Origin of the sequence: Alkalibacillus salilacus, assembly GCF_030812915.1 — a bacterium.
GTDB lineage: Bacteria > Bacillota > Bacilli > Bacillales > Alkalibacillaceae > Alkalibacillus > Alkalibacillus salilacus.
Map to the genome: position 1 here is coordinate 44,861 of NZ_JAUSTQ010000012.1, position 13,178 is coordinate 58,038.

A 13,178-nucleotide genomic window follows, 5' to 3' on the forward strand; every position below is an offset into this window, starting at 1 on the left:
ACAATCTTAGGTAATTGTCTAACAATCAGAGGACTTTGTGAAATAACCTTCTTCAGTTGCAGAAATATAGGTACATGAATAGCCATCGCGCTAAGACGCGATGGCTTTTTATTATTTCTTGATGAAGATTTTGTAGACGCCTATTGTTAAGAGTGGCAGCATGAATACCGCAATCATTGCGTAGGCCATGGCAGTGTAGCCTGTTGCGATTAAGTCGATGATGCCGACTTGTGCTAAGACGAGCGCTAAAACAAGAGCTCCGACTGCAATAATCCCTTTTTGAGCTTGGCTTAAAGCTTTATTCGAGACTTCTTGTAATTGCGTGTCGACTCGGTCGACGAAGGCGTGAATCATGCCTGATGATGTTTCGACTAATGTCCAACCAACGACAACGCCGAATAAAATAATGACGATCACTGGGAATCCGTCTAGCATGACGAGCCAAGGTACTGATGCGTCAAACACAGCTGAATCAGGATAATGACCGAGTAAACTGAAATAAGTCAAGAACCATGGCACAGTCATGAGGACACCTGCAACAAGGCCAGCGACGACTGATTCTTTGCGTGATGTTTGGCGTTCAATTGAAAATAAGGTCGCCGGATAAACGGCAAGATTATAGCCGACATATAAAAGACCTGTCCAGATGACTGTGCCGAGAGCGATGTCATTTCCTGCAAAACTTGTGTCGCCTGCTTGAAGGGTCGCAACTGCTTCATCCCAAGTTGTTGAAATGACGAGAATCGCAAACAATAAATAGCCTAGCATCAAAGAGAGGGTACCGAATGTTTTAAATCGTTCGATAAGCCCTTTCCCGTAAAAGTTTAGGGCACCGACGATGATAATGATGAGTCCGACGCCGACCCAGTAGTTCAAGTTAAGCGTGCTTTGTAAAATTTCACCTGTAGCTGAGGCCATAATCGAAATGATTAAAATGGCTAAGAAAATATAAACGATATCAAATAAGAACCATAGCGGGCCGATCAATTCTTTTAGAAAATGACGGTAATTGTACGTTTTGAACTTCCTGGCGAATTCGAACGTTAATATCGACGCGATCGTAAATCCAAGGAAAATGGCGATGCCTGCCATCCACCCCATGGAACCAAATGCGGCACCGAATTCCACGATTTCTCGTCCGGTCGCAAAGCCGCCGCCGATTAAGACTGATTGCAAGATGATACCAGGTAAAATATAGCGACCGAACTTACCTTCTAATAACTTTTGCACGGTAACCCTCCTAAGTTTGTAATGAAAATTCTTCTTGTTCGACGGTGAATTTCTCAAGTGCTAAGACGTCAATATCGAAGCCGATGCCAGGTTTGGTTGGCACGTGGATGACGCCATTTTGAACAGTGACTTCGGGTGAAATAATGTCTTGATGCCAATATAAACTGGAGGCGGCTGTGTCACCTGGCAATGTGAAATTCGGCAAGGTGGTGAGGGCGATGTTATGCGCGCGTCCAACGCCAGCTTCTAGCATACCGCCGCACCACACGTCGATGCCTTGCTCCATGCAGTAATCATGGATCCGTTTAGCTTCAGTTAAACCGCCGACGCGGCCGATTTTAATATTGATAATTCGGCAACTACCGAGTTCGATCGCTTTTCGTGTGTCTTCGAGCGAATGAATGCTTTCGTCCAAACAAACGGGAGTGTTAATCGCTTTTTGCAGAGTCGCGTGATCGATAATATCGTCGTGCGCGAGTGGTTGTTCGATCATGGTTAAATTTAAGTCGTCCAATTGTTTTAACGTGTCGATTTGATCGAGTGTATAGGCTGAATTGGCATCCGCCATCATGTCGATGTCAGGAAATTCTTCGCGCACACGGGATAAAGGCGTGATATCCCAACCGGGTTTGATTTTAATTTTAATGCGCTTATAGCCTTGTTCGACGCTTTTGCGGACGGTGTTAACGAGGTCTTCGATGGATGGTTTAATGCCAATACTGACGCCGACGTCAATCGTACGCATTTGGCCGCCGAGTGCCGCCGAGAGTGGGATATTTTGTTGCTTGGCGAATAAATCCCAAATGGCACCTTCTACAGCCGCTTTTGCCATCAAGTTTCGTCTGAACGGTTTGAAAAGTTCACCGACATCAGCTGGATGCTTAATCGTTGTATTTTGTAAGGCTGGAATGAGGAAGTCTTTGATAATGTGCCGGTTCGTTTCCACGGTTTCTTCGTTATACCATGGACTCGTAAAGGCAACAGACTCCCCATAACCGACGTGGCCTTGTTCATCTTCTGCTTCGATGATATAAAATTGTTTATCGTTAAAAGTCCCAAAACTGGTTGTGAATGGGTTGATGAGAGCCATGTTTAATTTGCGTAAGCGGATCTTTTTAATTGGGATCATGGGCGGATCACTCCTTTGTGAAATAATAATAAGTGAGTTGATTTGCTGTGTCTGGAATGGCTGCACGGGCTTCGTATCCGTTTTTGAATAGCGTTTCAAATGCTTGGCGCGTTTCTTGTCGCCATTGTTTAGCGAGTTCGAGATCATCGGTTTTGATTTGGTGAAAATCACGCGGGATCGGAATGGTGAACGCGTCATGCTTGTCGTCGAAACGGTCAAGTCGGGTTTCAGGTTGATTGTCTTGGACGTCAACGAGCGCTGGTAAATTGCTAATGTCAGGCTGTGGGAGTGGTTTGTCTTGATTAAAGTACCACTCAATCACGATGCGGTCTGTTTCAAGGCCTTGGTTAAGACGATCATTCATCGCGCCGTAATGATTAACTTTGTAATGCGCCCCGCGCGCACCGAGCTTCGTTAAGTTTAAGTAGGCGTTCATGCTTTGAAGCGGGTCGAACGTCCATGTCATCATGTCATAACCCATGTCTGAGGCGTGGCGCGCTTGTTCGTACTTCATTTCTTCGCCAAGTCCTGCTTGTTGATAGTCAGGTAAAATACCGAGCATATGCGAGCAGAGGTATAGTTTTTTACCGTCAAATCCAGGAAATCCGTAGCTGAAGGCGATAATCGTGTCACCGTCAAATGCACCCAAAATCAAGCCGCCATGATTGACTGTCGTATAAAGCTGATGAACGGGAATCGGGCTCATTTGCCAAACGGCTTCTTCGACTTGTTGCATGAGCGGCATGTCATCGATGGTAGTCAACCTTCTAATTTCGTACGTGCTCATCACGCATCATCTCCTTGAGCTAAAGTCTGTTTAATAGTCGCTGTTAAAATGTCGACTGCTTTCGGAATCGCGTCAAAGTTGAACGTCATATCGGGATGGTGCAAGCCAGGTGCGAGGTCACAACCAATCGCAAGCATCGTCGCTTTCACGTTTGGGCGTTTGAGCGTGTAAAAGTGAAAATCATCGCCGCCTGTGGTCGTGATTGGATTGCGTTTGCTATCAGGGTCAATAGTTTGGATACCCTCTGCAAGTAGGGCGGTCGCTTCTTCATTGTAGACTGCAGCAGCCATATGGGCGCCCGTTTCAAGATCGATTTTGATATCATGATAGGAAGCGAGATGTTCAGCAATGCGCTCGACTTGTTGCGAAAGTTGATCCATCATCTCATTCGTTTGTGCGCGCAGGTCGATCGCAAAATGAGCTTTCCCTGGAATAATATTCGTGTTTTTGCCGCCCGCATGAAGCTCAGTCATTTTCATCGAATGCGGAATCATCGGGTCGACATGCGTATGGCGCATATGATGAATGATATCTGAAGCCACTTCGATCGCGTTAACACCAAGATGCGGGCGGGCACCGTGCGTATCTGCTGACTTGATCGTTCCTTTAATAAATTTGGCTGAGCCATGCTTAATCGCTGGCGCAAATTCACCACTATTTAGCTCCTGAACAGGCCGTAAATGCATGCCGAATAAATAATCGAGATCATCCGCGACCCCTTTATCGACCATGGCGAGGGCACCGTTTCCTTTTTCTTCGGCAGGTTGGAAAATGAAGCGGACCGTGCCGTTCAAATCGGTTTCCGCTAGTTTTTGGAAAACGCCGATGACGGTCGTCATATGTGCGTCGTGGCCACATGAGTGATTCGCTTGTTCTTGACCGTTCACCTCTTGCCAAAGCGCGTCAATATCAGCGCGGATGCCGACGACAGGCTTTCCACTACCAATTTCAATGACTGCACCTGGCATATCATCGAAGGTTTGGATTTTTTGGGGATTGTAAGATTTGAGCTGTTCGACGATATATTGCGTTGTGTTGTATTCCTCCCAACTAATTTCCGCGTTGTGGTGTAAATGTGTCCATATCTCTTTAAGTGTTTGTGTCATTTTGCATGCCTCCTATTTATAAAAGAAATCGTTCAACTGCACACTTTCGAATTTTTGTGTACGTTCTTGAAATGTTTCGCCTTGTTTAAGAGATAAATCAGTTAATACGCCATTTAGGAACGAAAACGTCACCGGCGCTGCGTCTAATGTTGAGCGGACAGGGAGTTGAATCGGAATTAACACATCCGCATGTTGATTAATCGGTGCCACTTCACTATCTGTAACTGCGAGGACGTGCATGCCCTGCTTCTTCGCTTCTTGAGCTAAGTGAAGCGTTGACTTCGCATAACGATGGAATGAAAACACAACGAGTACAGTGTTGGGCTTCATATCAGTCACGATCGAGATAAAATCGCTATGTTGTTGATCATACAAATGTGCTTTCCCCGTTACCAAATTTAAGCCAAAAGTAAACCAATGAGCCAAACTAGCCGAAGTTCGCGTTCCTGCAACATAAATTTGATTGGCATGTTCTAATTGACTGACAAAAGATTCGACGAGTGATGCTGGTAATTGATTGCGTATCAGATTAATATGTTCTTGGTCACGCCACATCGTGTCATGAACGAGATTGTTGGATTGTTCCGCGGTCGGCTTACCATAAGTGAAGGAGGATAAACTTTTTTCATTTTCGAAAATTTCCTCTTGGACAGCCTGCTGAAAGTCCTTAAATCCTTTGAACCCCAATTCTTGAGCGAATCTGATGATGGTTGATTCGCTAACGTCGATTAGTTTGCCTAATTTTTCAGCCGAATGCATCGCGAAAGCTTGCGGTTGGCGTTGGTAATAGTCCACTACATATTGCAGTTTCTTCGATAATGATTGCGTGTTCAGACGTCCAATCATAACTTTAATGAGTCTCCTTTATAGGTTTTGCAGGAAAAACTTTATTTTTTGTTCAGTTGCAGGAAAAATATTAATCTATAACTTATCATAGTTTTGGAATTTTCTCAATATTTAGATTGGAATTATTACGTTTGATTAATAATATGATTTTTTGGATGTAGTTATGGTAGTGTGAGCGGTTATCCTCTTTGATGAGAGCGAGTCGCCGATAAAAATTCAGTATCAGCGCCTCACAAAATTTATCGACGAGATTGAAAAAATAACGGCGACTTCTAAAATATATCGGCGCGATTGCAATTTTATCGGCACTCGCTGATATATAACGGCGCCCGCCGAAACCAAGCAAATAACGGCGACTCAATTAGAGAAAGATCAACAATATAAATTCATAAACAAACAAAATTCAACAAATTTTCTGTCAAATTGTAGACAGAGAAAACTTATTAATCTATAATACGATTAACGGAAAATGTCCGTAATGATTCCGAAATTAGCTAAGAAGGTGTGAATCAATATATGGCACGGTTTGAAGACATCATGACGGAAGTGGTTGAGTTTCGGCGAGACTTGCATCGTGAGCCGGAGTTGAGTGGTGAGGAGTATAACACCTCAAAGAAGATTCAACAGAAATTAGATGAATATGGGATTCCTTATAAAACGGGCTATGCGGAAACAGGTGTGCTCGGCATAATTGAAGGCTCGAAGCCTGGTAAGACAGTGGGTTTGCGCGCGGATATTGATGCGCTTCCGATTCAAGAAAAAGCGGATGAGGATTTTAAATCGGAAGTAGACGGCAAAATGCATGCGTGTGGGCATGATGCGCATACGGCGATGCTTTTAGGGACGGCACGCAATTTGCAGGCTCGAAAAGATGAAATCGAGGGCACTGTATTATTAATTTTCCAACCCGCTGAAGAGAATTCCCCGACGGGTGGTTCGCAGCAGATGATGGATGATGGTGTATTTGATGAAATCGAACCGGATGTCTTGGTCGCTCAACATGTTTGGCCAGGTCTTCCAGTCGGGCAGTTCGGTGTTGTGGCTGGACCGATGATGGGGAATTCTGATCGGTTTAAAATCACGATTAGTGGATCTGGCGGACATGCGTCAATGCCGCACGACACGGTTGATGCGATTGTGGCGGCGAATCAAGTGATAAATTCGGTGCAAACAATTGTTAGTCGTAATGCGAACCCGTTTGATCCAGCTGTGATTACGTTTGGCAAGATTGAAGGTGGCTATCGTTATAATGTGATTGCTGATGAAGTCACGCTTGAAGGCACGATTCGTACGCAGTCGAATGATATGAAGGATAAAGTGAAGCAACGATTTCATGATGTGGTGAATGGCGTTGCTGAATCGATGGGTGCTTCAGCCGACATCGAATATTTAGATGGCTATCCGGCAACGATTAATACGCCAAAATGGGCAGAACGCGTGCATGAAACGGTGATTAACGAGTACGGAGAAGAAGCTGCACCGCATGTGACGCCGAGTTTAGGTGGCGAAGATTTCGGTCGCTTTCTATTAAAATATCCTGGCGTTTATTACTGGTTAGGAACATCAATAGGGGAAGGTCAGAAGCCGTTGCACGATCCGAATTTCCGTCTAAATGAAGATGGTTTAAGCTATGGTGTGAACATGATGACACAAGTAGCGATTGACGTGTTAAATGACTTAAAGGAGGCGTAACAGATGGATGTAAATCAATTTACGGAATCGCTTTCGACCTATTTGCAGGAAAAAAGGCGCTTATTTCACCAAACGCCCGAACTTGGGTTTACGGAATATGTCACGAGTTATCGAGTGATGGAAGAACTTGAAGCGCTAGGTTTTACGACATATGTTGGGACAGATGCCCTTGTACCAGGTGAGCGTTATGGAGTGCCGTCTCAAGTGGAAATAGATGAAGCGGAAGAGCGTGCGCGTGAATATGGTGTTCCGGAAAGTTTTCTTAAACAAGTAAAAGGTGGTCTAACAGGTGTGGTCGCTGTTTTAGACACAGGACGCACAGGTCCTCACACAGCGATGCGTTTTGATATTGATGCCTTACCAATCCTTGAGAGTGATGATCAACATCATCTACCAGTGCGTGAAGGTTTTCGGTCAAAGCAGGAAGGTCGCATGCATGCCTGTGGTCATGATGGACACACAACAATCGGATTAGGTGTCGCACGATTTTTACATGATTATCAAAATGAATTAAATGGACGCTATACGTTATTGTTCCAGCCTGCTGAAGAAGGTGGGCGCGGTGCGAAATCAATGGTTGCTAAAGGTTGGCTTGATGATGTTGATTACTTTTTAAGTGGTCATTTAGGAATTGGTGATCAAGCGGCCGGCCATGTGGCGATGACGTCGACTCGATTTTTAGCGAGTGCTAAATTCGATGTTCACTATCAAGGCAAATCAGCGCATGCAGGTGTCGAGCCGAATGCAGGTAAAAATGCGTTACTTGCAGCGGCATCAGCTAGTGTAAATTTAAATGCGATTCCACGTCATAAAGACGGGGCAACGCGTGTGAATGTGGGTCGTTTGGACGCAGGAAGCGGACGAAATGTGATTGCAGAAGAAGCACGTATGGAAATGGAAATTCGCGGTGAAACGACGGAGCTTAATCAATATATGATGGAGCAAGCGAAACGGATTTTACAGGCCAGCGGCGACATGTATGACGTGGAAACAACGATTGATTTCATGGGTGAAGCGTTAAATGGCGTGTGCGATCAAGAATGGTTGACGATTTTACCTGAAGCCAATAAAGATAACCCATTTATCACAAATTTTCTCGACACAATCGAATTAGGCGCGTCTGAAGATGTGACATTCATGATGAATCGCGTGCAGGAAAATGGCGGTAAAGCGACGTTCATGATTTTCCCAAGTTCGATTCCATATGGTCATCATCACCCAGGATTTGATTTTGATGAATATTCGTTAAAGACTGCTGTATCAACGTTTGCAAACACGATTCAGTATTTAAACAATCAGGAGACGATGTAGATGAAGCAGTGGTTGAAGGAGACTTTAGACGATTTAAATTTAGTTGACGATATGGCTTCAGCTCAAGGTTTTACACGATTGAGCTATACGGCCGAAGAAGATGATTCGATTGCTGTTTTTAAAAGAAAAGCGGAAGAATTAGGATTGTCGATTCGTGAAGACGAAGCGGGTAATGTGATTGCTAGTTGGGAAGGGTCAAAACCAGACTTGCCCACAGTCGCATCTGGTTCACATTTAGATACCGTCGTCAATGGCGGTGGCTATGATGGGGTAGCTGGTGTGTTAACAGCGCTCGGTGCGATTAAACAATTGAAAGATGATGGTTTTACCCCTGAGCATTCCTTAGAAGTGATTGTGTTTCGGTCAGAAGAATCAGCGCGATTCGGCGTTTCAACAGTTGGCAGTAAAGCGATGACAGGCTTATTAGATGAGTCGATTGGTGACGTCCGTGATCTTGAAAACGTTACCGTTAAGGAGGCGGTTCAAGCTTGTGGCTACAATTGGTCTGAATTTGCCAAAGCTGAACGCGGTCCAAATGATTTCAAGTCATTCGTTGAACTGCATATTGAGCAGGGGACTCAAATTGAAGATAACGGCTATGATGTTGGCGTCGTTAATGGAATCGCGACACCGATTCGTCTCAAAGTTAAAGCGCAAGGAAAGGCCGGACATACGGGAACAACGCCAATGGATAAACGAAACGATGCTTTTGTTGCGATCGCACCACTTGTGCCGTATGTTCAATCGTTTACGAAGCAATTAAACGAAGAGCAGAAAACCCCAGTAGTCGCCACTGTTAGTACGGTTGATTTGAGTCCTAATGTGATGAACGTGATTCCGGACACAGTTGAAATCGGAATCGATATTAGAAGTGTGGACGACGATTTGAAAAAACGAGTCGCTGATGCTATTCGAGGTTATGTGGCAAAACTTGAAGAAACATCGACAACTCAGTTTGAGATTCAAGAACTCGTTAATAACACATCGATTTTATTGGATAAAGACTTAAGGGAGTTGCTCGTTCAATTAGGAGAGGATCTAGATTTGCAACCGCTTGTCATGGATAGTGGCGCAGGACATGATGTCATGAATATGAGTACGAAATGGCCATCCGGTTTGCTTTTCATACCTTGTCGAGATGGTTTGAGTCATCATCCAGATGAATATGCCACGTTAGACGATTTGGAAAAAGGTGTGCAGATGCTTGCAACATACTATAAGAATATGAGTCAAAGTGAGTAGGTGCATATGAAAGAAGTGGTTATTGGTGTTCTTGGACCTGAAGATTCAGTAGAACGATCATTAGAAGTTATTGATAAGTTAGAAGGCATCCGTGCTTATCCTTATTCATATGAAAACACTGAAGATGTTAAATCAATCATAGAACAGCATCGATATAAGGTTGATCAATGGTTGTTTTCTGGCCCTTACCCTTACTCATATGCCATAGATACAGGCGTGATCACGAGTGAAGAAGGGGCATATGCGACGTTACACGGATCGAGTTTATTGTCGGTTTTGCTTAATATTTTCATAGATTTTGGTTACATGGTTGACCAAATCAGTCTCGATACGATTGGTGAAGAACATTTAAATTCGGAGCAATTGCAAGTGATTCAATTTCATCAAGTGAGTCAAGGTCAATACTACGAGCCTCACGAAAAGATAGTCGAATTTCATCAGCAAAAATATGACCAGGGAGACACGGCTGTCGCTGTTACGTGTATTCATGCGGTTTACAGAAAATTAAAAGCACGTGGCGTGCCTGTCTACCGAGTTGTTCCATCAGAAATTTCGATTCAATTAGCACTTGATTATTTGAAACAGCGGGCATATACCCACTCTTATCAGAAAAAGCAATTCGTCATCTTAGGAGTGGATGTGATCTATCCATCGGCCGTCGCTGAAGGTTTCGTCCCTTATCAAACTCAGCACCAAGAGCTTGATTTACACCGAGCGATTTTGAAAATGTCTGAACAAGTGAACGGGTCAATGGTGAAAATTGGTGGCGGTAAATACTTTATTTATTCCACAAGGGGGGATGTGGACATATTTTTGCAAGAACATTCGATTAGAGAGCGTATTGATCAAATGGCTGCTCAAAGTGGATTAGACATTCGAGTTGGCATTGGCTATGGTCATACGGTTTTAGAAGCAGATGAGCATTTGCAAGTCGCTTTTGGTTACGCAGGTGAGCCAGAGTACGACCGGATTGTCTTAGTGAACGAAGAAAAGGAAGTATTATCGGTTAGTCAGCAAAATTTTCCGATGTTAACGCAACAGCGCATTGCCGATGAGGATTGGTTAGAGCGTTTAAATGAATTATCAATTAATCCAACACAGTTATCACGCATTTATGCCTTAATTCATCATTATGAAAAAGACGAACTAACAGCACAAGAATTAGCCCATTGGTTACAGCGATCTGAACGAAATGCGCGGCGAATTTTAGTTGATTTAGAAGAGGTCGGGTTAGCTAAGATTGTCGGTGAAGAGTCCGGACAACGCGGGCGCCCGAAGAAAGTCTATCAAATATTAAACCCATCTTAGAGGTAAGGGAGTGTGAAGAATGGAAAACGAGCAAAAAGGGTTCCTGAACAAGGTTGAAAAGTGGGGGAATAAACTACCAGACCCGTTCTTTATATTTATATATTTAGCCGTCTTCGTGATGCTATTATCACTAGTATTTAGCCTTGTTGGAGCGACAGTTGAGCACCCAGGTAGTGGGGAAGTTTTAGAGATTAAAAGTTTAATATCGGGTGAAGGCCTGCAATATATTTTAGGGTCGATGCTCGATAACTTTACCGGATTCGCACCGCTCGGTCTAGTGTTAGCGATGATGCTTGGTATCGGTCTAGCACAACGAGTTGGTTTATTAGAAACAGCGATCAAAAAATCGATTTTAAACGCACCGCCAGCCTTAGTGACTTATGCGGTTATTTTCACAGGTATTATCGGTAACCTAGCGTCAGATGCGGCGTTCGTCCTCGTTCCACCATTGGCAGCGATGGTCTTCTATACGGTTGGACGTCACCCGCTTGCAGGTTTAGCGGCCGGTTTCGCAGGTACAGGTGCTGGTTTTACGGCAAACGTGATTATCGCAGGAACGGACGCGCTTTTATCTGGAATTACGACTGAAGCGGCTAAAGCCGTCAATGATTCAGTTAACGTAACCCCCGTTGATAACTATTACTTCATGATTGCGTCAGTTGTGATTTTGGCATTTGTTGGTGCGCAAATTACTGAGCGGATTATCGAACCGAAATTAGGAGAATACACCGGTGATTTCGAGGACTCATTTGAAGAAGTGACTGCTGAAGAATCTCGTGGTCTACGCAATACTGTCATTGCAGGTCTTATTTACTTAGGATTAGTTGCCTTAACATTATTCTGGCCAAATTCACCCCTTAGAGGTGAAGATGGAAGCATGATTCCGTCGCCATTTTTAGATAATATTGTTCCGATTCTCTTATTATTCTTCATCACACTTGGTGTAACTTACGGTGTGACAGTGAAGAAGATCACGACATCAGGCGATATTCCGAAATATATGGCTGAAGCAATGAAGGACATGTCGAGCTATATTGTGTTAATTTTCGCAGCTGCTCAGTTCATTAACTACTTTAACTGGAGTAACTTAGGGACTTGGTTAGCAGTTAACAGTGCAGAATTTTTGACGAGCATTGATATGACAGGACTTCCGGTTATTATTGGCTTTGTGCTTTTAACAGCTGTGTTAAACTTAATCGTATTCAGTGGCTCTGCACAGTGGGCGCTGATGGCACCGATTTTCGTGCCGATGTTTATGTTACTTGATTACGACCCAGCCTTTATTCAAGCAGCCTATCGTATTGCTGATTCATCGACGAACATTATTACACCGCTGAACCCGTATATCTTGATCGTGTTAGCATTTATGCAACAGTATGATAAGAAAGCCGGTATGGGGACGCTCATATCCCTCATGTTGCCATACAGCTTGATCTTCCTAGGTATCTGGATTGTCCTGTTAATTATTTTCGCATTAACAGGTATCCCACTCGGCCCAGGTGTAAATATGATGATGTAATTTTGACTAGCCAGCTCTATACTTATGATAGAGTTGGCTTTTTTATGGGCTGATTTAATGATGTGAGAGTAGTGCTCTTCATAATAATTATTTTAAATTTTATAATAGAAAAGATTGTTGTTCAGTAAAACTGAATTGGATTCGGTCGCCGATAAAATTCCGATATCAGCGACCATGATGGTTAAACTTTAATTTTGATCAGGTAAGTCGCCGATAAAAACTAGATATCAGCGCCTCACAGATTTTATCGACGCGCTTGAAAAAATAACGGCGACTTTTGGAATATAACGGCGCCATCTCAAATATATCGGCATTCGCTGATATATAACGGCGCGCGCCGAAATTCATAAGATAACGGCGCCTTGCTGAAATAATCTTAATCAAAATTCACACGTTAAATAAGTAAGACATCATGTTATATTAGATATAAACATTATTAAAGGAGCTCAGCCATGCGCCAGTGGACATCGTGGTTACTCGTCATTTTGTGGATGGCGTTAATTTTTTATTTTTCCCATCAACCAGGGACTGAATCTAGTGATTTAAGTGGTAGCGTTATGCAGATCGTACTAAATCTATTACCATTTGTGACAGAAGATACAGCCTTTATACATTTGCTCGTAAGGAAAGGTGCGCATGTATTTGTTTATTTCGTATTAGTGATTTTACTCATGAATGCAATTCGCTCACCAAATTCGCGGACGGTGAATCGAGTCGTGATCGCATTAGGTGTGTCCGTCTTTTATGCAGCCTCTGATGAGTATCACCAAACATTTATCGATGGACGAGCTGGACAAATGAGTGATGTGTTAATCGATTCGGCAGGAGCTGTGCTTGGTTTAAGCGTTTATTTATTGTGGTCAAAATTTAGACACTGAAGACCACCCATATAAATTGAAAAAATCACGTTTATAGCTTATTCTGAAAGATAATATAGATGACAGCTTATTCGACCAAATTTGCACGAGTAAATATGACAAAACCAAGTGGATTAGATAATCGAGGAGG

11 protein-coding genes are annotated in these 13,178 nt (G+C 43.4%); 6 read left to right on the forward strand and 5 right to left on the reverse strand.

Going from position 1 to position 13,178, the window contains the following annotated elements:
- Positions 1–111 precede the first annotated feature (111 nt).
- The 5 genes from J2S77_RS12265 to J2S77_RS12285 are packed head-to-tail and all read right to left on the reverse strand — an operon-like array spanning position 112 to position 5,098.
- Positions 112–1,230, reverse strand: coding sequence for a YkvI family membrane protein (locus J2S77_RS12265; protein WP_306977751.1), 1,119 nt, complete (start codon positions 1,228–1,230; stop codon positions 112–114).
- A 10-nt stretch (positions 1,231–1,240) separates the two neighbouring features.
- Positions 1,241–2,359 (reverse strand): o-succinylbenzoate synthase, encoded by a 1,119-nt coding sequence (gene menC / locus J2S77_RS12270; protein WP_306977753.1) that lies wholly within the window; start codon positions 2,357–2,359, stop codon positions 1,241–1,243.
- Between the two features lie 7 nt (positions 2,360–2,366).
- Complete coding sequence (locus J2S77_RS12275) at positions 2,367–3,146, reverse strand: GNAT family N-acetyltransferase (RefSeq protein WP_306977755.1); 780 nt, start codon at positions 3,144–3,146, stop codon at positions 2,367–2,369.
- Positions 3,146–4,252: an amidohydrolase gene (locus J2S77_RS12280; RefSeq protein WP_306977757.1), complete on the reverse strand. Its 1,107-nt coding sequence runs from the start codon at positions 4,250–4,252 to the stop codon at positions 3,146–3,148. Before J2S77_RS12280 ends, J2S77_RS12275 begins: the two co-directional genes overlap by 1 nt.
- A 12-nt stretch (positions 4,253–4,264) precedes the next feature.
- Positions 4,265–5,098: a MurR/RpiR family transcriptional regulator gene (locus J2S77_RS12285; RefSeq protein WP_306977759.1), complete on the reverse strand. Its 834-nt coding sequence runs from the start codon at positions 5,096–5,098 to the stop codon at positions 4,265–4,267.
- A gap of 516 nt (positions 5,099–5,614) precedes the next feature.
- Between J2S77_RS12285 and J2S77_RS12290 the strand changes: the two genes are divergently transcribed.
- From J2S77_RS12290 to J2S77_RS12315, 6 genes are all read left to right on the forward strand, one after another.
- Positions 5,615–6,790, forward strand: a complete 1,176-nt coding sequence (locus J2S77_RS12290; protein WP_306977761.1) for a M20 metallopeptidase family protein — start codon at positions 5,615–5,617, stop codon at positions 6,788–6,790.
- Between the two features lie 3 nt (positions 6,791–6,793).
- On the forward strand, positions 6,794–8,101 hold the full coding sequence (locus tag J2S77_RS12295) for an amidohydrolase (RefSeq protein ID WP_306977763.1): 1,308 nt from the start codon (positions 6,794–6,796) through the stop codon (positions 8,099–8,101).
- Positions 8,102–9,343, forward strand: a complete 1,242-nt coding sequence (locus J2S77_RS12300) for a M20 family metallo-hydrolase (protein WP_306977764.1) — start codon at positions 8,102–8,104, stop codon at positions 9,341–9,343.
- 6 nt (positions 9,344–9,349) lie between these two features.
- The gene (locus tag J2S77_RS12305; protein ID WP_306977766.1) at positions 9,350–10,651 is read left to right on the forward strand and encodes a helix-turn-helix domain-containing protein; all 1,302 of its coding nucleotides are present in this window, start codon (positions 9,350–9,352) and stop codon (positions 10,649–10,651) included.
- A 19-nt stretch (positions 10,652–10,670) separates the two neighbouring features.
- Positions 10,671–12,170, forward strand: a complete 1,500-nt coding sequence (locus J2S77_RS12310; protein WP_306977768.1) for an AbgT family transporter — start codon at positions 10,671–10,673, stop codon at positions 12,168–12,170.
- A 452-nt stretch (positions 12,171–12,622) separates the two neighbouring features.
- Positions 12,623–13,048 (forward strand): VanZ family protein, encoded by a 426-nt coding sequence (locus J2S77_RS12315; protein WP_306977770.1) that lies wholly within the window; start codon positions 12,623–12,625, stop codon positions 13,046–13,048.
- Positions 13,049–13,178: the final 130 nt, after the last annotated feature.

Bases quoted from the DNA above. Each gene is read 5' to 3' on its own strand.
- J2S77_RS12305 (WP_306977766.1), top strand. From the start codon at position 9,350: ATGAAAGAAGTGGTTATTGGTGTTCTTGGACCTGAAGATTCAGTAGAA.
- J2S77_RS12275 (WP_306977755.1), bottom strand. From the start codon at position 3,146: ATGAGCACGTACGAAATTAGAAGGTTGACTACCATCGATGACATGCCG.
- J2S77_RS12315 (WP_306977770.1), top strand. From the start codon at position 12,623: ATGCGCCAGTGGACATCGTGGTTACTCGTCATTTTGTGGATGGCGTTA.
- J2S77_RS12310 (WP_306977768.1), top strand. From the start codon at position 10,671: ATGGAAAACGAGCAAAAAGGGTTCCTGAACAAGGTTGAAAAGTGGGGG.
- J2S77_RS12300 (WP_306977764.1), top strand. From the start codon at position 8,102: ATGAAGCAGTGGTTGAAGGAGACTTTAGACGATTTAAATTTAGTTGAC.
- J2S77_RS12295 (WP_306977763.1), top strand. From the start codon at position 6,794: ATGGATGTAAATCAATTTACGGAATCGCTTTCGACCTATTTGCAGGAA.
- menC (WP_306977753.1), bottom strand. From the start codon at position 2,359: ATGATCCCAATTAAAAAGATCCGCTTACGCAAATTAAACATGGCTCTC.
- J2S77_RS12280 (WP_306977757.1), bottom strand. From the start codon at position 4,252: ATGACACAAACACTTAAAGAGATATGGACACATTTACACCACAACGCG.
- J2S77_RS12290 (WP_306977761.1), top strand. From the start codon at position 5,615: ATGGCACGGTTTGAAGACATCATGACGGAAGTGGTTGAGTTTCGGCGA.
- J2S77_RS12285 (WP_306977759.1), bottom strand. From the start codon at position 5,098: ATGATTGGACGTCTGAACACGCAATCATTATCGAAGAAACTGCAATAT.